Origin of the sequence: Amycolatopsis echigonensis (assembly GCF_014174495.1) — a bacterium.
Taxonomy (GTDB): domain Bacteria; phylum Actinomycetota; class Actinomycetes; order Mycobacteriales; family Pseudonocardiaceae; genus Amycolatopsis; species Amycolatopsis echigonensis.
In genome coordinates this window covers 41,415-62,597 of record NZ_JACJHR010000053.1, presented here as the reverse complement: position 1 = coordinate 62,597, position 21,183 = coordinate 41,415, and the positions used below count along the sequence as shown (strand labels likewise).

The following is a 21,183-nucleotide window of genomic DNA, read 5'->3' as shown; positions in this document are numbered from 1 at the left end:
CGCGTCGGGGCCGGCGTGCTCGGGCTGCCGCTGGCGGTCGGCGACGACGACGAGCGCACCGGAAGCGGGGAGTCCGTGGACGGGACGCTTGAGTCGGGAACCGGGGGCGGGCTGCTCGGCGTGGAACCGCCGGGCGACAGCGGTTGCTGCGTGCACGCGCCGCGCGCCGGCAGCAGGCCCAGTTCGTCGGTGGTGCCGGTGGTGATCTGGTAGCAGCTCAGCCGCGAGCCGAGCGCGGACGTCCGCTGCTGGACCCGGTCGAGCAGCAGGCGGGCCTGCTGGAAGCCCTCACGCGCGGACTCCGGGACCCCGGCCTGTTCCGATTCCAGCTGCCGCGACTGGGTCTGCGCCCAGGACTCCAGCGACGTCAGCCCGGTGCGGTTGCCGCTCGTGGTCGCCAGCTCGGTGAATTCGGCCACGCCCGCGCGGACGTCGCTGCCGAAGTCGTGCAGAGCGGTTTGGTACGCCGCCGGAGCGGCGTCGTTCATCCGGCCCAGTTCGGTGACGCGGTTCGCGGCGAACCTCAGGTGCTTCTCGGCCTTGGCTTCGTCGCCGAAGGTCAGGCCGAGCGACGTGACTTCGCCCGCTCGCTTCACGCTGTACAGCGCGTCTCCGGGGAGGGCGTCTCGCGAAAGCAGCAGCGTGAGCCCGCCCAGGCCGAGGATCAGCGCGATGCCCGCGGCGGCGAGGTCGGCCATGCGCGGACGCCACCGCCGACGCGGAAGAGGTTCGCCGATACGGCCTTCGATCTCCGCGCGAATCCGTGCTCGGGTCGCGGGGTCGGGGCGGCCTGCCTGGCCCAGTTCGCGCAGCGCGCCGACGAGGGCCAGCTCTTCGGCGAACTCCTCCGGCTGCTCGCCGGGGGAAGCATCGATCGCGTCGTCGAACCGCTCGCTCTCGGTCCGACCACGCGAAAACCACCCGGGCACGCCCACGGTGCTGCTCCGTCTCACCCAACGCCCGGCCCTGACCGCCGGTCTGGGTGAGAAACGATTAAGACGCCGGAAAAGTTACGGCTGTTCGTTGAACGATCAACGCAGGCCGGTGGGCAGCAGCTGCGCGAGCCGCCGGACCGCCCGGTGCTGAAGCGCCTTCACCGCGCCCTCGTTGCGATCCATGATCTGCGCGGTCTCCGCGACCGACAGCCCCTGCAGGAACCGCAGCACGATGCATTCGCGCTGGTCCTCGCCGAGCTCGGCGACGCACCGCAGCAGCTCGGCCCGGGTCGCGCCCGCGATCGCCTGCTGTTCGGGTCCGGCCTGCGCCGCCGGGCCGACCGGTCCGCCGGGCACGCCGCCCGGTTCGGCGACCTCGTCGGTGACGACCTCGAGCCGGAACCGGCTGGACTTCACGTGGTCGAGGATCAGGTTGCGGGCGATGGTGACGAACCACGCGCCGACGTCCCGGCCCTGGTAGCTGACCGAGGTGATCCGGCGCAGCGCGCGCAGGAAGGTCTCGCTGGTGACGTCCTCGGCCAGATCGCGGTCGCCGAGGCGGAAGAGCGCGTAGCGGTAGACGACGTCGACGTACCGGTCATACAGCTGGCCGAACGCGGAGGAGTCGCCAGCCTGCGCGGCGCGCACCAGTTCCCACGCCTCGGCCTTGGCGATCTCGGCGGGGTCCGGTTCGGCTTCGGCCTTGGACAGCGGCACGGCGGCCGCGGACGAACCGAACACGCGGTCGGCGAACATCGCGACCGGACCGCGGTGCGCGGCGGCGGACAGGGTGATCGGACGGGTCATCGGGCGGCACCTCCGGCTGTCCCTGGTGCGGCCGGGCGCGTACCCGAGGGCGTGCGGGCGTGCCGCGGCGCGTGTCCCACGCCCTCGTGGACCGGCAGCTTCGGCACGACGACTCCCTTGCTCGGGTCACCCGGTAGTGATCAACGCCACCCGGCGACGCAGTGCAGCATACGTGTTGTTACCGCGAAGTAGGTAGTGTCCCGGTCAGGCAGAGGTGCGACGATCGCGCGGCATCCCCATTACGGGTGAGAAGATGACGAATTCGCAACGGAACGAGAGGGGTGGGGGTGGACCGGATCAGCACCGCCCATGGCGTAGCCGGCCTGCTCACCGACGCGGCCAGCCGCTGGCCGGACCGCACGGCGATCGTCGAGACGGGCACGGGTGCCACGCTGACCTGGCGACAGCTCGACGAAGCGGCGCACTCGCAAGCACGCCGGCTGGTCTCCTCCGGCGTCGCGCCGGGCGACCCGGTGGTGCTGCGGCTGCCGACTTCGGCTGACTTCGCGGTCGCCCTGTTCGCCGTGCTGCGCGCGGGTGGAATCGCCGTGCCGCTGTCCCCGCAGGCCCCCGCGCCCGAGTTGGAGCGGCTGCTGGAGCACTGCGGCGCGAAGCGCGTGGTCCAGCGCGACGACGCCGAACTGCCCGAGGGCATCACCGGCCTGCCGCCGCGCGGCCACGAGCCGGGCGACCCGGTCGACCTCGGCCGTTCCGGCGAGGACATCGCGGTCGTTTCGTACACCTCCGGCACGACCGGCCCGCCGCGCGGAGTGCTGCTGTCGCACCGGGCGCTGCTGGCGAACCTCGAGCAGCTGTCCCAAGTGGACGGAGTGACCGAGCACGACGACCGGGTGCTGGTGTCGATCCCGCTCTTCCACGTCTACGGCCTCGGCCCGGGTTTGCTGATGGCGACCGCGGTCGGGGCGACGCTGGTGCTGTCCGAACGCTTCGAGGCCCGGCGGACGTTGCAAGACTGCGCCGAGCACCGCGTCACGTCGATCGCCGGCGTACCCGCGATGTACAACGAATTCGCCTCGCTCGGCCCCGAGGAACTGGCCCGCGGCCTGGCGACTGTGAAACGGCTGACGTCCGGTGCCGCGCCGCTGCATCCGAAGGTGCTCGCGGCGATCCGCGAGGCCGCCGGGCTCGACGTGTACGAGGGCTATGGGCTCACTGAATGCGCGCCGGTGGTGACGTCGACGCTGGTCACCGGCTACGCGAAGCCCGGATCGGTCGGACGGCCGCTGCCCGGGATCGAGCTGCGGCTGGTGGATTCCGACGGGTCCGCGGACGACCTGCCGCTCGACCCGGAGGAGCCGGACGACGTGTTCGAGGCCGGTGGCAGCACCGGGCTGGTGTCGGTGCGCGGCGCGAACCTGTTCTCCGGGTACTGGCCGGACGGCGCGCACGGTCCGGACGCCGAGGGCTGGTTCCGGACCGGCGACGTCGGCTACCTCGATTCCGACGGCGACCTGCACCTGGTCGACCGGGCCAACGACTTGATCATCGTCAACGGCTTCAACGTCTTCCCGCACGAGGTCGAGGAAGTGATCTCGCAGCTGCCCGAGGTGGTCGAGGCCGCCGTCGTGGGCGTGGTCGACGAGCGCAGCGGCGAAGCGGTGAAGGCGGTCGTGGTGCCTGCCGAAGGCGCGGCACTGTCGGAGCAGCAGGTCGTGGACCAGTGCGCCGCGCACCTCGCCGGGTACAAGGTGCCGCACACCGTCGAGTTCGCCGAGACGCTGCCGCATTCGGCGACCGGCAAGCTGAGGCGGCTGAAGCTGCGTTGACGTTTAGGCTGGTTCCGTGCACAAAGTGACCGTGATGAGCCGCGAAGGGTGCCACCTGTGCGACGTGGCCGAGGCGGACGTCGCGCGGATCTGCGGTGAGCTGGGCGTGCCGTGGGAGACCGCGGACGTCGACAGCGACCCGGAATGGCGGGCTGAGTACGGCGACCAGGTGCCGGTGATCCTGATCGACGGCGTCGAGCACGGGTACTGGCGCGTCGAGGAAGAACGGCTGCGCGCGGCACTGCGGTAAGCAACCCGTAAGCGCGTTGGACGGGCCTGTCCGGGCCGGACCCGCCGAAGATGGTGGGGTGAATGCGTTGAAAGAAGCTCCGCCGGCCGCCCGGCCGCGCCTGTCCCTGGGCATCGCGACGTTCATCGGGCTGGTCTCGCTGGCCGTCGCGCTGGGCGTGGGGCATCTGGTCGCCGGTTTTGTCGGGTACAACGCGTCGCCGTTCGTCGCGGTCGCGGACTTCGTGATCGCGCACAGCCCGCACGCCGTCGTGGTGTGGGCGGAGCAGACCATCGGGACCGCCGACAAGACCGTGCTCAAGATCGGCCTGGCCGTGGTGCTGCTCGGTTTCGCGGTGCTGGCCGGACAGCTTTCGCGCCGCCGTCCGCTGCCAGGTCAGCTGCTGGTGCTCGTGGTCGGCGCGTTCGGGATCTTCGCGGTGTTCGAGCGCACGGACGTCGGCCAGCTCGCGTTGCTGGCTCCGGTGCTGGCGCTGGGCGCTTCGCTGCTGGTGTTCGGCTGGCTGCACAAACGCGCGCTGCCGCCGGAAAACGAACTGCGGCAAGGACTCAGCCGTCGCCAGGTATTGCAGCGCGGCGCGGGAATCGCGGCCGGCGCGGGCGTGGCGGCGATCGTCGGCGAGGTCGTGTCCACCACCGGCAGCGCGGCCGGATCCCGCGCGTCCATCGGGCCGCTGGTCGCTGCGCGGAAGGCCCCACCGGTGCCGCCGGACGCGGATTTCCACAAGCTCGGCTCGCCGCCGTTCATCACGCCGAACGCGAGCTTCTACCGGATCGACACCGCGTTCGTCGTGCCGCAGGTGCGGGCCGAGGACTGGAGCTTGAAGATCCACGGCATGGTCGACCGCGAGGTCAGCTTCTCCTACGCGGACATCCGGAACCGCCCGCTGGTGGAACGGACCGTGACGCTCACCTGCGTATCCAACGACGTCGGCGGAGACCTGATCTCGACCGCGAACTTCATCGGCGTGGACCTGGTCGACCTGCTGGAGGCGGCGGGCGTGCACGCGGGCGCCCAGCAGATGTACGCGACCAGCGTCGACGGGTTCACCTGCGGCACCCCGGCCAACGTCGCGCTGGACCCGGCGCGCGGCGCGATGCTCGCGATCGGCATGAACGGCGAGGCGCTGCCGGTCGAGCACGGATTCCCGGCGCGGATCGTGATCCCCGGGCTGTACGGGTACGTCTCGGCGACCAAATGGGTCACCGACCTGGAGTTCACGACCTGGGACGCGCGGCAGGCGTACTGGCTGCAGCGCGGCTGGGCGGAGCAGGCCCCGATCAAGACCGAATCGCGAATCGACGCCCCGGCCAGCGGAACGTCGGTGCGCGCGGGCCGGGTCCGCGTGGCGGGGACGGCGTGGGCGCAGCACGTCGGGATCGCGAAGGTCGAAGTGCGGGTGGACCAAGGCGCGTGGCTCCCGGCGACCCTGTCAGCCGAGGTCAACAAGGACACCTGGCGGATGTGGTGGGCCGAGGTGCCGGTGCCGCCCGGCAGCCACACGGTGACGGTGCGGGCGACGGACCAGTCCGGTTACACCCAAACAGACCGTCGCGCGGACCCGGTTCCGGACGGCGCGACCGGGTGGCACACGGTTCCGTTCACCGCGGCCTGAACCCCCGAGTCCGTCGGCCAACACTCGGCGCTATCGCCATCCGTCCCGCTGACGACGTGCCAAGCCCGGGGGCGGCGACCACCGTTGGACGGGGACCCGTGACAACGGCCGACAAGGGCGCGGTCCCGCTCTCGGCAAGGCCCAGCCGCGCTCGGCTGCTAGCAGCTGTTATCCCGGCAATGACTGGATGACCTTCGCCGCTACCTTTTCTGTCAGGTCGCAGGCTTTGTCTCCAAATTTGGCGACGGCGTCCGGGCCGAAGACCATAGCCACGGAGAACAGCTGCTGAGGATCGTTGTCCGCAAGCTGGACATCCATGACGCAACCTTGCCCCTTCGCGAACTCGGACCTTGTCGCATGTTGGCCCTCTACGGTGACTTCCGAGCCGCCCTTCGCCGACTGGATCCCGCGAGACGTCGAAACCGTCACTGTGTTGGCCGTGGAGTACTGACACTGCGGCCCGCTCATCTCTGGCTTGAGCACTGAAGTTTGAAGGATCGCGCCGAGGTCTTGGGTGCTAATGAGGTCGCAGGACTTTTGGGAGCCCATCTTCTTCGTCGGCGCTCCGGCGGGAGAACTGCATCCCGTGAGGACCAGGAGTGAAATCCCGAGCAAGGTGGACGTTCCTGCCCTCAGGACTCGTTGTTTCAACGGGCACGTTCCTTCTGATTGCTCCTGCGTGTGCAAGTCACTACGCGTTGTGTGTAGCCGCGCCAGCTGTTCCGCGTGGCCGAGAACCGGACCGACCATCCGAACGGGTTACGTCTTGACTCGGGAGCAGGCTGCGGTGCGCTGTGCTCGCTCCTGCGGCGCGTCGACCCGCCGGAACTGTCCGGCCGGTCTCCGCGGTGGTGTGTGCACAGGCACCGGATGGGCCGATGGCGACGGCAACCGGGGGATCGTCAGCGGTGGTGCGGTTGCAGGCGTGCCGCGGGCTTAGTTGTGCTCCCGGTCATGCGGATGACCAGTGACTTTGTGCATGCGTTCACAAGTGGACTACCGTAGGAACCCGTCCCCGCGAGGTCCGGCATCGAACCGGACGGAAGCCGTGGGGTCAAGGGTTGGTTTTCCACTGCCGGACAGGCAGGTGGGAGACAGCGCGGGCACGAAGCCGGATTGAGGAGACGTCAGCGTGGTGACACAGCGGGGTGGGCGCGGTGGTGCCGAACCGCCGGGCACGCCTCCTCGCGACGAATCCGACGCCGCCGAACCCGCCCCGCCAGCTGCGCGCCGCTCCGGGGGACGGCATGCCGCGGGCAGCCGCCGTCGAGCTACGGTAAGCGAGAACGGCTTGGGGCGCAACGGGAATTCGGCGGAAGCCAGTCACGCGAGCGGCTCGGAGAACGGGCGGGCCGCCGCTGGTGGCGAGCATGCCGCGGGCAACGGCCGGGCGGCTGGTCGTGATCAGGTCGCCGGTGGTGGCGAGCATGCCGCGGGCAACGGCCGCGCTGCTGTTCGCCGTCAGGAGGCCGGTGGCGAACACGCCGCTGGCAACGGCCGGGCAGCGTCCGGCAACGGCCGCGCCAGCCGGGCGGCCGCCAAGGCCGCCGTCGAGGCTCAAACCCCCGCCGAGGACGAGCCGAAACCTCGCACCCGCCGCCCCGCCCGCCCTTCCCGGACCGCGCCGGACGCCGACAATGCCCCGACCGCCGAGATGCCCGCCGTCTCCGACGCGGAGGACACCGCGGTCCGCGCGAAGCAGATCCCGGAGGCCGCCGTCGCCCGGCTGGCCGTCTACCTGCGGATTCTCTCCGGCTTGGCCGAACAGGGCGCGACCACCGTCTCCAGCGAGGAACTCTCCGCCGCCGCCGGCGTGAACTCCGCCAAACTGCGCAAAGATCTCTCCTACCTGGGCTCCTACGGCACCCGCGGCGTCGGCTACGAGGTGCAGGTGCTCGTCAGCCAGATCGAGCGCATCCTCGGCCTCACTCGCCAGCACCGGGTCGCCGTGGTCGGAATCGGCAACCTCGGCCACGCGCTCGCCAACTACGGCGGCTTCCCCGGCCGCGGCTTCCCGGTCGAGGCGCTCTTCGACCTCGACCCCGACCTGATCGGCGTGCCCGTAGGCGGCCTGCCGGTCTCCCACATGGACGACATTCCTCGCGTTTGCTCCGAAAGGGAGATTTCCGTGGGGATCATCGCCACACCTCCTACCGCCGCGCAGTCGGTGTGCGACAGGCTGGTGGCAGGCGGCGTCCAGTGCATCCTCAACTTCGCGCCGGTAGTGCTTCAGGTACCGGCACACGTCGAGGTCCGCAAGGTCGACCTGGCTGTCGAGCTGCAGATCCTCTCGTTCCACGTGGCTCGGCGCGCCGACAGCGCGGCCAGCGCGGGCGCCGCCGGGGAAAACCAGGGAAATACCGGGTTACCCGGCACGGGCCGACCAGCCGACAATGGCAGCGGCGGCGGACAAAACGGCGCCGGTACGGACGGCGGTCTCGGAATGGTGGTGCGCTGAATGAGCGTGTTGGCGGTCGGGCTCTCCCATCGCAGTGCGGATCTCGGCACGCTCGAGCGTGCGGCGATCCCCGCGGACGAGCTGACCAAGGTCCTGCACGACCTGCAGCAGGCGGAGCACATCAGCGAGGTCATGCTCGTCTCGACGTGCAACCGCATCGAGGTCTACGCCGTGGTCGAGACGTTCCACGGCGGCGTCAACGACGTCTCGGAGGTGCTCTCCCGCAAGGCCGGGATGGAGCCCGCCGAGCTGTACGACAGCCTGTACGTGCACTACGCCGGCGCGGCCGTCGAGCACCTGTTCTCCGTCGCCTCGGGCCTCGACTCGATGGTGGTCGGCGAGACGCAGATCCTCGGCCAGGTGCGCGCCTCGTACGCGACCGCGCGCGACGCCGGCACCGTCGGCCGCACGCTGCACGAGCTGATCCAGACCACGCTGCGCGTCGGCAAGCGCGTGCACTCCGAGACCGGGCTCGACCAGCTCGGCGCGTCCGTCGTGTCCGAGGCGCTGGCCGCCGCGGGCGACATCGCGGGCAAGCACGCGCTGATCGTCGGGGCCGGTTCGATGGGCGCGCTCACCGCGTCGCAGCTGCGCAAGGCCGGGATCGCCGAGATCACCGTCGCCAACCGCACCGAAGCCAACGCCGTCCGGCTGGCCGAGAAGGTCGTCGCCGAGGGAATCCCGGCCCGGTCGGTGCCGCTGTCCGACCTGGCCGCCGCGGTCGAACTCGCCGACCTCGTCGTGGCGTGCACCGGGGCGCAGGACGCGGTGTTCCTCGCCGGCCACGTGCCCGCGCGCGCCGGACGTCCGCTGGTGGTCTGCGACCTCGGGCTGCCGAAGGACGTCGACCCCGCGGTCGCCGAACTCGCCGACGTCACCGTGGTCGACCTGGAGACGATCCAGCGCCGCATGCGCGACGCCGGGGCCCCGACCACCGAGCGGCAGACCGCCAAAGCCAACGGCATCGTGCTCGACGAGGTGCGCGAGTACCTCGCCGGACAGCGCAGTGCCGAGGTCACGCCCACGGTCACCGCGCTGCGCAGGCGCGCGGCCGAGGTGGTGGACGCGGAGCTGCTCCGCCTGGACAACCGGCTGCCGGAACTCGACAGCCAGGTTCGCGAAGAGGTCGGCCGCACGGTTCGCCGGGTGGTCGACAAGCTGCTGCACGCGCCGACGGTGCGGGTCAAGCAGCTGGCCGCCGAGACGGCCGACACCGACTACGCCAACGCGTTGCGGGAACTGTTCTGCCTCGACCCGCAGGCTCCTGCGGCCGTGGCGAGCCCGACAGCGCCGGAATCCGAGAAGAAGCGGTAAGTGACCAGAGTCATTCGCATCGGCACGCGGGGCAGCAAGCTCGCCCTCGCGCAGACCGGCATCGTCGCCGACACCATCCGCGCCACCGGAGCGGAGGTGGAGATCGTCACCGTCACCACACCGGGCGACCTCTCCAGCGCCCCGATCTCGCAGATCGGCGTCGGCGTGTTCACCTCCGCGCTGCGGGAAGCGTTGCTGCGCAACGAGATCGACGTCGCCGTGCACTCGTACAAGGACCTGCCCACCGCACCCGAACCCGGCCTCGTGCTGGCCGCCGTGCCGCCGCGCGAGGACCCGCGCGACGCGCTCATCGCGCGCGACGGCCTCACCCTCGGCGAGCTTCCGCCGGGCTCGAAGGTCGGCACCGGAGCGGCCCGGCGGATGGCGCAGCTGCGCGCGCTGGGTCTCGGTTTGGAAATCGTGCCGATTCGAGGCAATATCGATACCCGCATGCGCAAGGTGACCGACGGCGAGCTGGATGCCGTGGTGCTCGCGCGTGCCGGACTGGCCAGGGTCGGCCGGGTGGACGAGATCACCGAAACCCTCGACCCGATCCAGATGCTGCCCGCCCCCGCGCAGGGGGCGCTGGCGCTGGAATGCCGGGCCGCCGACGTGGACGTCGAGCACCTGCTCGCGTCCGCGGCGGACGACGAGAGCACGAGGGTCGCGGTGACGGCCGAACGGGCTCTGCTCGCCGCGCTCGAAGCCGGGTGCAGCGCGCCGGTGGGCGCGCTCGCCGAGATCGTCGAGGACCTCGACGACGAGGGCGCGGTGGTGGAGCGCATCTCGCTGCGCGGCACCGCTGCCGTCGAAGGCGAGAACGGCGGCGTCGACATGGTGCGGGCGTCCGCGATCGCCGGGATCGGCGAGGCGGAGAAGCTCGGCCGGGAACTGGCCGCCGAACTGCTTGACCTGGGAGCCGGGGCGCTGCTCGGCCCCGCGCTGTGACGCCAGCCGTCACCGACCCGCACGACCTGCCCGACACCAGCGGCCGGAGCACCGGCCGCCCAAGAGGAGAAGAACACCAACGATGACCCCTGCTCGCAAGACCGCCGGGCGCGTCGCCTTCGTGGGCTCGGGCCCCGGGGACGCCGGGCTGCTCACCGTCCGCGCCCAGGAACTCCTGGCCAAGGCCGAGGTCGTGGTGACCGACCCGGACGTGCCGGCCAGCGTGCTCGCGTTCGCGGCTCCGACCGCCGAGGTCCGCCCCGCCGTCGGCGAACCGTCCGACGTCGCCAAGGACCTGACCGCCGAGGCCAAGGCAGGCCGGCTCGCGCTGCGGCTGGTCTCCGGCGACCCGCTGACCAGCCCGGCCGTCGTGGCCGAGGTCCAGGCCGTCGCCCGCACCTCGGCTGTGTTCGACGTCATCCCGGGTGTCGCGCCGGGCACCGCGGTGCCGGCGTACGCGGGTGTCGCGCTCGGCGGCACCTACACCGAGGCGGACGTCCGCGGCGAGGTCGACTGGGGCGCGCTGGCCGCGGTCCCCGGCCCGATCGTGCTGCACGCGACCTCGGCGCACCTGGCCGAGGCGGCGAGCCAGCTGACCGAGAAGGGGCTGCCGCCGACCACCCCGGTCGCGGTCACCGCGAACGGCACCATCAACACCCAGCGCACGCTGGACACCACCCTCGCCTCGGTCGCGAACGACGCGGGCGAGCTGGTCGGCCCGCTGGTCGTGACGGTCGGGCAGGCCGCCGGGCAGCGCTCGAAGCTGTCCTGGTGGGAGTCGCGCGCGCTGTACGGCTGGAAGGTCCTGGTGCCGCGCACCAAGGAGCAGGCGGGCGAGATGGCCGAGCGGCTGCGCGGCCACGGCGCGACCTCGCACGAGGTGCCGACGATTTCCGTCGAGCCGCCGCGCAGCCCGGCGCAGATGGAGCGGTCGGTCAAGGGCCTGGTCGACGGCCGGTACCAGTGGATCGTCTTCACCTCCACCAACGCGGTGCGCGCGGTGTGGGAGAAGTTCGAGGAGTTCGGCCTGGACGCCCGCGCGTTCTCCGGCGTGAAGATCGCCTGCGTCGGCGAATCGACCGCGGCTAAGGTCCGTTCCTTCGGCATCATCCCGGAGCTGGTCCCGACCGGCGAGCAGTCGTCCGAGGGCCTGCTGGCCGAGTTCCCGCCATACGACGACGTGCTGGACCCGGTGAACCGCGTCCTGCTGCCGCGCGCGGACATCGCCACCGAGATCCTGTCGGCCGGCCTGGTCGAACGCGGCTGGGAAGTGGACGACGTCACCGCCTACCGGACCGTCCGGGCCGCGCCGCCGCCCGCCGAGACCCGCGAGATGATCAAGACCGGCGGTTTTGACGCGGTCTGCTTCACCTCGTCGTCGACCGTGCGGAACCTGGTGGGCATCGCCGGGAAGCCGCACACGCGCACGCTGGTCGCGTGCATCGGGCCGAAGACCGCCGAGACCGCGGTGGAGTTCGGTCTGCGGGTGGACGTTCAGCCGGAGAAGGCGGATGTGCCGCATCTGGTGGACGCGCTTGCCGAGCACGCGGCTCGGCTTCGGGCGGAGGGTGCGTTGCCGCCGCCTCGGAAGGCGAAGCGGACTCGGCGTAGCTGAGGTTCGTCGCGGCTGAGGTTTTGGTCCGTGAAGGGCTCCTTGGGGGAATCAGATTCCCCCAAGGAGCCCTTCACGGCTTTCGGGGTGAGCGCGGGAGTACCTTGGGTGTGTGTTCCCTGAGCAGCGACCCCGCAGGCTTCGTACTACTCCGGCAATGCGCAGGTTGGTCAGCGAGACCACGTTGCGGCCACGGCAGCTGATCCTGCCGATGTTCGTGGCCGAGGGCCTCGACGCGCCGCGGCCGATCGCCAGCATGCCGGGCGTCGTTCAGCACACTCGCGACACTCTGCGCAAGGCCGCGGTCGAAGCGGTCAACGCCGGGGTCGGCGGGCTGATGCTCTTCGGCATTCCGGAGAAGCGGGACGCGCAGGGCTCCGGCGCGGTGGACGAGAACGGCATCCTGAACGTCGCGCTCCGGGATCTGCGCAGCGAACTCGGCGACTCCACCGTGCTGATGGCCGACACCTGCCTGGACGAGTTTACCGACCACGGACACTGCGGCGTCCTCGACGCGGACGGCGTGGTCGACAACGACGCCACGCTCCGGTTGTACGCGGACATGGGCGTCGCGCAGGCCGAAGCCGGGGCGCACGTGCTCGGGCCGAGCGGAATGATGGACGGCCAGGTCGGCGTGATCCGCCGGGCGCTTGACGAGGTCGGGCACAGCGAGACCGCGATTCTCGCCTATTCGGTCAAGTACGCCAGCGCGTTCTACGGTCCTTTCCGCGAGGCCGTCGATTCGCAGCTCAAGGGCGACCGCAAGACCTACCAGCAGGATCTCGGCAACGCGCGCGAGGCGATGCGCGAGCTCGAGCTGGACCTCGCCGAGGGCGCGGACATGGTGATGGTCAAGCCCGCCCTGTCCTATTTGGACATCATAAAGGCGGCGGCCGACATTTCCCCGGTTCCCGTCGCGGCGTACAACATCTCCGGCGAGTACGCGATGGTCGAGGCGGCCGCGGCGAACGGCTGGCTCGACCGCGAGCGCACCGTGCTCGAGGTGCTCACCTCCATCCGCCGCGCGGGCGCGGACCTGATCCTGACCTACTGGGCGGCCGAGGCCGCAGCCTGGCTGGACTGAGCCCGGGTAGGGTCTTTCGGGTGGCCGAGAAGGACGACAACACCCCGAAGCCAGCCGAGGTGACCCCGGACGAGTTCGCCGGGCTCACCGACGACGAACGCCGCAAGCGCGGTCGTGCGCCGGATCCGATGCTGCCGGGGGAGTCCGCGCCGAAGGCCAGGCCGCCGATGCAGGTGCACGTCGCGTTCGTGCTCGCCATCGTGGGTGCGGTGATCGTGGTCGCCGGGCAGGTCGTCGTCCTCGCGTTCAAACAGCAGCTGGTCGACCACGCGGTCGAGCAGCTGCGGAAGAGTGGGCAGAAGGTCGACGTCGCTCAGCTGCAGACCAACGCCAACACTCTCGTGTGGGCCATGCTGATCGGCGCGCTGTGCTTCGGTGCGTTGCTCGTGCTGTTCGCCTGGAAGGCCCGCGAGGGCACGCGGTCGGCGCGCAGCATCGCGACGCTGCTTGCGGTGCTTGGCATCGTCTTCGAACTCGGGGCGAACCGCAGCGTCTTCGCGCTCGCCGCTTCGCTGGCGCTGGTCGTCATGTTGATCCTGCTGTACCTGCCGAAGGTCGCGGACTACTTCCCGAAGGTTGGCAAGACCCTGTAATGGCGGCCAGGACGCTGTACTCCGAGGCCGGTGTCGGCTGGTCGGCACTGGTCTGGGGCCCGCTGTTCGCGCTGCTGGGCGCGCTCGCCGAACTCGCCACCGGCGGGCCGACGCACATCGTCGGCTGGGTGCTGATCGGCGCCGCGCTGTGCGTGCTGACGCTGCCGTGGGTTTACGCGCGGCGACGGTTCCTTTCGCTCGAGGTCACCACCGAGAGGCTGCGGCAAGGGCGGGAGACGCTGGCCGCCGAGCGAATCGCGTCGGTGACCGACGTCGGCGCGCCGGTCGGGACGCGCGTTCTCGGCGGTGGCTGGTCGGTGCCGCGGAAGTACGACGAGTTGCCGGTCGAGCTGGACGACGGCACGGTGGTGCTCGCCTGGGCCCGCGACGTCGAAGCGCTGAAGGCCGCGCTGTCGGAGCTGGCCGCGAAGAACCGGCCCGAGACCGAATCGACCGGGGAGGAGCAGTCCGATGACTCCCGGAACTGAACCCCCACGAGGGACGCGGAACGACGGTGAACCTGAAATGCTGGACCCCGTGATCGACCTACCCCAGCCGACCGGAGCCGGGCTTTGGCCGCCGGAGGAAAAACAGCCCGAGGCGAAACTCAACCAGCCGTGGCGCGCGTTCGTCGCGCTCGGCGAGGTCGTGGTGGCCGGATTGGTGCTCTGGGCGGCGTTCGCGCTGTGGCACGCCGGGGTCGTCACGGTCGTCACCACCGCGGGCGACGGCACGCGATTGGCGTCGCAGCGCTACTTCGGCGGGCACATCGCCGGGGCGCTCGGGCTCGGCACGTTGTCCGCGGTGCTGGTGGTGGACGCGTTCCGCCAATTGCTGCTCGCGGTGCGTGCCCGGCACAAAAAGAAAAAGGACTGAATTACACAGCTGGCCCACAGGGAACCAACAGCTGACTGCTAAGCAGGCCCCGCAGTCTTGCGCCCATGACGCGGCTGCGCACACGAACCTGGGTGGTCAACGGAGTCCTTGTCGTGCTGCTCGGCGGCGCGGCTTTCGGGATTTACCAGGCATTTTCTCCGGCTAGCTCCACGGCGTCCGCACAAACCCGGACCACGCCGGTCCGCCGCGCGAACGTCTCCCAGACCGTGTCGGCGGCGGGCACGATCGCGAGCACGTACACCGGCGTCGCGAACTTCACGACGTCCGGCAAGGTGACGAGCATCGACGTGAAGGTCGGCGACGTCGTGAGCGCCGGGCAGAAGCTCGCCACGATCGACTCTTCCCAGGCGAGCAAACAACTTCAGGTCGCCAAGGACAATCTCGCGGTCGCCGAGGACAACCTCACGAACGCGGAGGACAACCCGCCGGCGAACCAGACCGCGGCACAGGCGCAGAGCAGCACCGCGTCGCTTCAGGCCAAAGTGGATCAAGCGCAGCTGGACGTCGACAACGCGGAATCGGCGCTGGCCGCGACGACGTTGACCGCACCGGGGGCGGGAACGGTCACCGCGATCAACGGGACGGTCGGGCAGCAAACGGGCAGCGGATCCGGTTCCAGCAACAGTTCAGCGGGCACGTCTTCCTCGAATTCCGGTTCCGGCGGCCAGTCCGGCCAGCAGTCGTCCTCCGGTAACAGCACCACGAGCAGCAGCACCGGTTTTATCGACATCACCGACATGGGCAATCTCGTCGTCAATACTTCGGTGGCGGAAATTGACGTGAGCAAGGTGAAAACCGGTCAGAAAGCCACGGTTGCGCTGAACGCGACACCGGATCAACCGTTGCAGGCGACCGTTTCCAGCATTGATCTCACGCCGACCACGAGCAGCAATGTCGTCAGCTACGGCGCGAAACTGGCGTTGTCGAATCCGCCGTCGGGGTTGCGGCCCGGGCAGTCGGCGAGCGTCGTGATCACCGTCGCGGAAGCCGACAATGTGCTCAGCGTTCCGGCCGCGGCGGTGCGGACCAGCGGGACGACGAACGTGGTCACGGTGGAACAGAACGGGCAGCCGGTGTCGCGGCAGGTCGAGGTCGGGGTGCGCGGAGAGTCCACCGTGGAGATCAAGTCCGGGCTGCAAGAGGGCGACAGCGTGGTCCTCACCGCGGCGTCGCCGACGACGTCGAGCGGCTCCAATGGCCAGCAGCGAACCGGTGGCACCGGCGGTCTCGGCGGGTTCGGCGGCGGTCAGCAGGGCGGATTCGGCGGCGGACGCCAGAGCGGCGTCGGCGGCGGGGGCCGGGGATGAAGCCGGTGATCGCGGTCTCCGGACTGCGCAAGACCTACGGCAGCGGGGAAACCGCCGTGCACGCGCTGCGCGGGGTCGATCTGCGGGTGTGGCCGGGCGAGTACGTGGCGATCATGGGCGCGTCCGGGTCCGGGAAATCGACGCTGCTGAACATGCTCGGCTGCCTCGACACTCCGACCTCGGGCCGGTACCTGCTGGACGGATTCTCGGTCGCCGACCTCAACGAACGGCAGCTTGCCTTGCTGCGCAATCGAAAGATCGGCTTCATCTTCCAGTCCTTCAACCTCGTGCCGCGCACCAGCGCGTTGTCCAATGTGGAATTGCCGATGGTCTACAGCGGACTCAAGCGAGGGGAACGGCGACGCCGCGCGCTCGCCGCGCTGGAGATGGTCGGGCTGACCGACCGGGCCAAGCATCTGCCGAACGAACTGTCCGGCGGGCAGCAGCAGCGCGTCGCGGTGGCGCGAGCGCTGGTCGGCGGACCGGCGTTGCTGCTCGCCGACGAACCGACCGGAAACCTCGACCACGCAAGCACGGTCGACGTCCTCGGCGTTTTCGACCGGCTCAACGCGCTCGGCCGCACGGTCGTGGTGATCACGCACGAGGACGAGGTCGCACACCACGCCCGCCGCGTCGTGCGGGTAAGCGACGGGCGGATCGTGTCGGACGAGGTCCGCGCCGGGGTGGTCGCGTGAACTTCCTCGAGATCATGCGGTTCGCGGTGCGCGGGCTCGCCTCGAACAAACTGCGTTCGGTGCTCACCACGCTCGGCATCACCATCGGCGTCGCGTCGGTGATCTTGCTGGTGGCAGTGGGAAACGGCGCTTCGGCGGCGATCACCGCGAGCATCCAGGGCCTCGGCACCGACGTGGTCAACGTGTCTCCGCTCCGCGGCGGCGGGCAGACCAGCCAGGTCCGGCCGCTCACCGTGCAGGACGCGCACGCGCTGGTCGACCCGGTGGGCGCGCCGGACGTCAAGGCGGCGGCCCCGGTGGTGAACACCAGCGGGACCGCGACCTACGGGCAGACGTCCTACGACGTGTCGAGCGTCGTCGGCACCGAACCCAGCTACTTCACCACCACGAACCGGCAGATCGCCGACGGCCAGCTGTTCGGCGCCGAGGACGTGACGCAGGCGCGCAAGGTCGTGGTGCTCGGGCCGACGACGGCGCAGTCGATCTTCGGCACCGCCGAACCGGTCGGCAAGAACGTGCTGATCAACAGCATCCAGTTCACCGTGATCGGCGTGCTGCAGACGAAGGGCAGCACCGGGCTGCAGAACGCCGACGACGTCGCGATCGCCCCGATCAGCGCGGTGCAGAACTCGCTCGCCGGCTACGGCGGGCTGAACCAGATCGCGGTGCAGGCGACCACGGCCGATTCGATCGGGCTGGCGCAGGCCGAGGTCACCGCGATCCTCGACGCCCGGCACGGCATCCAGGCCTCGGCCAATCCGGACTTCCAGATCCAGAACTCCGCGCAGCTGCTGCAGACCCGCACGTCGGCGATCCAGACGTTCACCGTGCTGCTCGGCGCGGTCGCGGCGATCTCGCTGCTGGTCGGCGGGATCGGCGTCACGAACATCATGCTCGTCACGGTCACCGAGCGGATCCGCGAAATCGGCATCCGCAAGGCGATCGGCGCGCCGCGCTCGGCGATCCTTGGCCAGTTCCTCGCCGAGACGACCATGCTGAGCCTGTTCGGCGGACTGCTCGGCGTGCTGATCGGCGTGGTCGGCAGCCGGTTCAGCGTCGCGGGCATCCAGCCGGTCGTGGTGCCGTCGTCGATCGCGCTCGCGTTCGCGGTGTCCGCCCTGATCGGGCTTTTCTTCGGCAGTTTCCCGGCGAACCGGGCTTCGCGGCTGCGGCCGATCGACGCCCTCCGGCACGAGTAGGAGCCCCATGTCCGCGTCGACCACCCAGCCCATTCCGACCCCGCCGGAGGAGCCGGCCGCGCAGCGTCCGGAAGACCTCATCGCCGAACCCGCCGTCCAAGGCGATCTCACGACTGAGCTGAAGCAGGTCGCGCGGCCGTTCGGCAAGCCGACCCTCGTGCTCGCCGGGCTGCTCGTGCTGGCGCTGGCGTTCGCCGGCGGCGCGTGGACGCACGCGGCGTTCGGTCCGTCGAGCAGTACTTCCAGTGCCCGTCCTGATTCGACAGCCGGACAACAGGGGACCGGCTTCGGCGGACGCACGGCAGGCGGTCGCGGCACGATCGGCACCGTGGAGAAGGTCGACGGCAGCACGGTCACGCTGAAGACCGTGCAGGGCAGCGAAGTCAAAGTGTCCACTTCGGACAGCACGACGGTCGGGGTGACGCAACCGGGCAAGCTCAGCGACCTCAAGCCGGGCCAGACGGTGACCGTCCAGGGCCGCACCGGATCGGACGGATCGGTGGCCGCACAGGCGATCGTGGCGCAGCCGGGCCGTTAGGGGACGTCGTTGAGCGCGATGATCGCGACGTTCAGCGCGGTCGTGTAGAGCAGCCACGCCAGATACGGCACGAGCAGCAGCGCGGCGATGCGGGACCGGCGGTAGAACAGCGCGATCGTCACCATCACGGTGAAATCGAGCAGCACGATGTCCACGCACGCGACCTGCGTGGAACCGCCCGCGAAGAACAGCGAGATCCACATCAGGTTGAACAGCAGGCCGATGCCGTACGCGGCGAAGCCCTGGTTCTCGCCGTCGGTGCGCCAATAACTCCAGCCGGCGACGGCGAGCACGAGGTACAGCACTGTCCACACCGGACTGAACAGGGACGAGGGCGGGGCCCACGCCGGCAGCACGTAGCGGTTGTAGGCGTCCGGTGCGGTCGTCGCGGCCAGCGCGCCGACCAGCGCGATGACGCCGACCAGCCCGAAGAACACCGCGAGCATCAGCCACGGGTTCCGGCGATGTGTGGGCGCCGTCACGTCTCCTCCATGGCTCGCCCCGTCCATGGGCGCCCATCCTAAGAGCGGTCGGGCCGGTGCGCCGGGTGGCAAACGGGTGGCAGCTTGGGCGCCACCGACACCCGATCGGAGGATTTGCAAGACTGGGACGGTGAGCACTGGCACCGAGCAGTCCAAAGCATGGTTCGCACGCGCCAAGGCGGCCGTTCCGGGCGGGGTGAACTCGCCGGTGCGCGCCTTCAACTCGGTCGGCGGCACGCCGCGGTTCATGGTCCGCGGCGAGGGCCCGTATCTGTGGGACGCCGACGGCAACCGCTACGTCGACCTCGTCTCCTCGTGGGGCCCGATGATCCTCGGGCACGCGCACCCGAAGGTGGTGGCCGCCGCCCGCGCGGCCGCGGAGCACGGGCTGTCCTTCGGCACGCCGACGATCGGCGAGGTCGAACTGGCCGAGGAGATCATCGGCCGGGTCGGCCCGGTCGAGCAGGTCCGGCTGGTCAACTCCGGCACCGAAGCCACGATGAGCGCCATCCGGCTGGCCCGCGGTTTCACCGGCCGCGCCAAGATCGTGAAGTTCGCCGGGTGCTACCACGGCCACGTCGACGCGCTGCTCGCCGAAGCGGGTTCCGGCGTCGCGACGCTCGGCCTGCCGACTTCGCCGGGCGTCACCGGCGCGCAGGCCGCGGACACGATTGTCTTGCCGTACAACGATCTTGACGCGCTTCGCAAGTCCTTCGCGGAAAACGAAGGCCAGATCGCCGCGGTGATCACCGAAGCGGCCGCGGGCAACATGGGCGCGGTGCCGCCGGACCCCGGTTTCAACGCCGCGCTGCGTGACCTCGCGCACGAGAACGGCGCGCTGCTGATCATGGACGAGGTGATGACCGGCTTCCGCGTTTCGCGCGCCGGCTGGTTCGGCCTCGAAGGCGTGGCCGGCGACCTCTACACGTTCGGCAAGGTGATGTCCGGCGGGTTGCCCGCCGCGGCGTTCGGCGGCCGCGCGGACATCATGGCGAAGCTCGCGCCCGGCGGTCCCGTCTATCAGGCTGGTACGTTGTCCGGTAACCCGGTCGCGGTCGCCGCGGGTCTCACCGCGCTGCGCGAAGCCGACGACGCTGTGTACGAGAAGCTCGACGCCAACGCGAAGCGTCTCGGCGGGCTCTTCGACAAGGCGCTCAGCGAAGCGGGCGTCACGCACACGGTGCAGTTCGCGGGCAACCTGGTGAGCGTCTTCTTCACCGACAAGCCCGTACGCAACTACGCGGACGCGCAGGCCACCGAGACGTGGCGCTTCCCGGCGTTCTTCCACGCGCTGCTCGAAGCGGGCGTGTACCCGCCGCCGAGCGCGTACGAGGCCTGGTTCGTGAACGCCGCGATGGACGACGAAGCGTTCGGTGTCATCGAGGCCGCGTTGCCGGCGGCGGCGCGCGCGGCGGCTGAGGCGGTTCGCCCATGACGACCGTCGTGCACATGCTGCGGCACGGTGAGGTCCACAACCCGGAGAAGATCCTCTACGGACGGCTGCCCAACTACCGCCTGTCGGAGCGTGGACAGCGTCAGGCGCTCACTGTCGCGGAGGCACTCGCCGGACACGACCTGGCGTACGTCGTCGCTTCGCCGCTTCAGCGCGCGCAGGAGACCGCAGCGCCTATCGCGGGCGCGCACCGTCTCGACATCGCCACCGACGACGGTCTCATCGAAGCGGGGAACGTCTTCGAGGGCCAGCGCGTGGCGGTAGGCGACGGCGCGCTGCGGCAGCCGAAAGCGTGGCCGCACCTGGTGAATCCGTTCAAGCCGTCATGGGGCGAGCCGTACGTCGAGATCGCACACCGCATGCTCGGCGCGGTACACCGTGCCCGCGTACAGGCCGAAGGGCGCGAAGCGCTGTGCGTGTCGCACCAGCTCCCGATCTGGACGCTTCGCCGGTTCCTCGAAGCGAAGCGGCTGTGGCACGACCCGCGGCAGCGGCAGTGCTCGCTCGCGTCGCTCACCAGCCTGGTGTTCGACGGCGAACAGCTGCTGGAGATCGTCTACAGCGAACCCGCGGGCACCACGGACCCGAAGGTGACCGGCGCATGAAACGGCGGCTGCTCGGAATGCTGCTGGCCGCCGCGCTGGTCGTGACGGGCTGCTCGACCGGCAAGGACGCGGTCGTCTCGGGCGGCACGTTCACCTTCGTCTCGCCCGGCGGCAAGGTCGACATCACGTACCCGCTGAACGAGCGCCAGCAGGCCCCGACGCTGACCGGCGACGACCTGATGCACGAGGGCAAACAGCTCTCGCTCGCGGACTTCCCCGGCAAGGCGCTGGTGATCAACCTGTGGGGCCAGTGGTGCGGCCCGTGCCGGGCCGAAGCGCCCGAGCTGGAGACCGTGAGCAAGCAGATCGCCCCGCTCGGCGCCGAGGTGATCGGGCTCGACGTGCGCGATCCGGCGCGCGACGTGGCACAGGACTTCGTGCGCGACCGCGGCCTGACGTACCCGTCGATCTGGGACCCGTCCGGACGCGTGCTGCTGCAGCTGTCCGGATATCCGCGCAACATCATCCCGTCGACGCTGGTGCTCGACAAACAGCACCGGGTCGCGGCGGTGTTCCTGCGGCAGGTGCTGGCTTCGGACCTGGTTCCGGTGGTGCAGCGGCTCAGCGCGGAGAAGTGACCCGGGACCAAGGTCCCGGCTGCGCT

At 70.3% G+C, this 21,183-nt stretch carries 22 protein-coding genes; 18 read left to right on the top strand and 4 right to left on the bottom strand.

What is annotated here, in order from left to right; genetic code table 11:
- Together H5411_RS30425 and H5411_RS30420 are read right to left on the bottom strand one after the other, a co-directional pair.
- Positions 1–935 (bottom strand): DUF5667 domain-containing protein (locus tag H5411_RS30425; RefSeq protein WP_312878654.1); only part of this gene is annotated, 935 nt, incomplete at its 3' end.
- A gap of 96 nt (positions 936–1,031) precedes the next feature.
- Positions 1,032–1,742, bottom strand: coding sequence for a sigma-70 family RNA polymerase sigma factor (locus tag H5411_RS30420; RefSeq protein WP_220817698.1), 711 nt, complete (start codon positions 1,740–1,742; stop codon positions 1,032–1,034).
- Positions 1,743–2,023: 281 nt separating this feature from the next.
- On the opposite strand from H5411_RS30420, the gene H5411_RS30415 reads away from it, so the two are divergent.
- Genes H5411_RS30415 through H5411_RS30405 form a run of 3 tightly spaced genes read left to right on the top strand, consistent with a single transcriptional unit; the run spans position 2,024 to position 5,394 of the window.
- Positions 2,024–3,529, top strand: a complete 1,506-nt coding sequence (locus tag H5411_RS30415; RefSeq protein WP_183125817.1) for an AMP-binding protein — start codon at positions 2,024–2,026, stop codon at positions 3,527–3,529.
- 34 nt (positions 3,530–3,563) lie between these two features.
- Positions 3,564–3,779, top strand: coding sequence for a glutaredoxin family protein (locus tag H5411_RS30410; protein ID WP_037818910.1), 216 nt, complete (start codon positions 3,564–3,566; stop codon positions 3,777–3,779).
- Between the two features lie 58 nt (positions 3,780–3,837).
- On the top strand, positions 3,838–5,394 hold the full coding sequence (locus H5411_RS30405; protein WP_183125816.1) for a molybdopterin-dependent oxidoreductase: 1,557 nt from the start codon (positions 3,838–3,840) through the stop codon (positions 5,392–5,394).
- Between the two features lie 168 nt (positions 5,395–5,562).
- On the opposite strand, the gene H5411_RS30400 is transcribed toward H5411_RS30405, so the two are convergent.
- Complete coding sequence (locus H5411_RS30400) at positions 5,563–5,712, bottom strand: hypothetical protein (protein WP_183125815.1); 150 nt, start codon at positions 5,710–5,712, stop codon at positions 5,563–5,565.
- Positions 5,713–7,048: 1,336 nt separating this feature from the next.
- On the opposite strand from H5411_RS30400, the gene H5411_RS49840 reads away from it, so the two are divergent.
- The 12 genes from H5411_RS49840 (at position 7,049) to H5411_RS30340 (ending at position 18,039) form a co-directional block, all read left to right on the top strand.
- Complete coding sequence (locus tag H5411_RS49840; protein WP_183125820.1) at positions 7,049–7,852, top strand: redox-sensing transcriptional repressor Rex; 804 nt, start codon at positions 7,049–7,051, stop codon at positions 7,850–7,852.
- Positions 7,853–9,166: a glutamyl-tRNA reductase gene (locus tag H5411_RS30390; protein ID WP_101436164.1), complete on the top strand. Its 1,314-nt coding sequence runs from the start codon at positions 7,853–7,855 to the stop codon at positions 9,164–9,166. It abuts the gene before it with no gap.
- A complete protein-coding gene (gene hemC, locus H5411_RS30385) occupies positions 9,167–10,114 on the top strand; it encodes a hydroxymethylbilane synthase (protein ID WP_167441917.1) in 948 nt (315 codons plus the stop codon).
- A gap of 82 nt (positions 10,115–10,196) precedes the next feature.
- Entirely contained in the window at positions 10,197–11,729 is a 1,533-nt protein-coding gene (locus tag H5411_RS30380; protein ID WP_101436163.1) for a bifunctional uroporphyrinogen-III C-methyltransferase/uroporphyrinogen-III synthase, read from the top strand.
- 109 nt (positions 11,730–11,838) lie between these two features.
- Entirely contained in the window at positions 11,839–12,810 is a 972-nt protein-coding gene (gene hemB / locus H5411_RS30375; protein WP_183125814.1) for a porphobilinogen synthase, read from the top strand.
- A gap of 20 nt (positions 12,811–12,830) precedes the next feature.
- The gene (locus H5411_RS30370) at positions 12,831–13,403 is read left to right on the top strand and encodes a hypothetical protein (RefSeq protein WP_183125813.1); all 573 of its coding nucleotides are present in this window, start codon (positions 12,831–12,833) and stop codon (positions 13,401–13,403) included.
- Positions 13,403–13,891 (top strand): hypothetical protein, encoded by a 489-nt coding sequence (locus tag H5411_RS30365; RefSeq protein ID WP_183125812.1) that lies wholly within the window; start codon positions 13,403–13,405, stop codon positions 13,889–13,891. Before H5411_RS30370 ends, H5411_RS30365 begins: the two co-directional genes overlap by 1 nt.
- Before the next feature lie 37 nt (positions 13,892–13,928).
- Complete coding sequence (locus tag H5411_RS30360) at positions 13,929–14,279, top strand: hypothetical protein (RefSeq protein ID WP_101436159.1); 351 nt, start codon at positions 13,929–13,931, stop codon at positions 14,277–14,279.
- A 65-nt stretch (positions 14,280–14,344) separates the two neighbouring features.
- On the top strand, positions 14,345–15,607 hold the full coding sequence (locus H5411_RS30355) for an efflux RND transporter periplasmic adaptor subunit (RefSeq protein ID WP_183125811.1): 1,263 nt from the start codon (positions 14,345–14,347) through the stop codon (positions 15,605–15,607).
- A complete protein-coding gene (locus H5411_RS30350) occupies positions 15,604–16,302 on the top strand; it encodes an ABC transporter ATP-binding protein (protein WP_183125810.1) in 699 nt (232 codons plus the stop codon). The genes H5411_RS30355 and H5411_RS30350 overlap by 4 nt, the downstream gene beginning before the upstream one ends.
- Positions 16,299–17,501: an ABC transporter permease gene (locus H5411_RS30345; RefSeq protein ID WP_183125809.1), complete on the top strand. Its 1,203-nt coding sequence runs from the start codon at positions 16,299–16,301 to the stop codon at positions 17,499–17,501. The genes H5411_RS30350 and H5411_RS30345 overlap by 4 nt, the downstream gene beginning before the upstream one ends.
- A gap of 7 nt (positions 17,502–17,508) precedes the next feature.
- Complete coding sequence (locus H5411_RS30340) at positions 17,509–18,039, top strand: DUF5666 domain-containing protein (protein ID WP_101436155.1); 531 nt, start codon at positions 17,509–17,511, stop codon at positions 18,037–18,039.
- Here H5411_RS30340 and H5411_RS30335 read toward each other — a convergent pair.
- On the bottom strand, positions 18,036–18,521 hold the full coding sequence (locus H5411_RS30335) for a TspO/MBR family protein (RefSeq protein WP_376772252.1): 486 nt from the start codon (positions 18,519–18,521) through the stop codon (positions 18,036–18,038). The genes H5411_RS30340 and H5411_RS30335 overlap by 4 nt on opposite strands.
- Before the next feature lie 130 nt (positions 18,522–18,651).
- Between H5411_RS30335 and hemL the strand changes: the two genes are divergently transcribed.
- From hemL to H5411_RS30320, 3 genes are read left to right on the top strand one after another with little or no spacing between them, the layout of a single operon-like run.
- Complete coding sequence (hemL, locus tag H5411_RS30330; RefSeq protein ID WP_183125808.1) at positions 18,652–19,956, top strand: glutamate-1-semialdehyde 2,1-aminomutase; 1,305 nt, start codon at positions 18,652–18,654, stop codon at positions 19,954–19,956.
- Positions 19,953–20,579: a histidine phosphatase family protein gene (locus tag H5411_RS30325; RefSeq protein WP_101436152.1), complete on the top strand. Its 627-nt coding sequence runs from the start codon at positions 19,953–19,955 to the stop codon at positions 20,577–20,579. Before hemL ends, H5411_RS30325 begins: the two co-directional genes overlap by 4 nt.
- Positions 20,576–21,157, top strand: coding sequence for a TlpA family protein disulfide reductase (locus tag H5411_RS30320; RefSeq protein WP_183125807.1), 582 nt, complete (start codon positions 20,576–20,578; stop codon positions 21,155–21,157). Before H5411_RS30325 ends, H5411_RS30320 begins: the two co-directional genes overlap by 4 nt.
- Positions 21,158–21,183: the final 26 nt, after the last annotated feature.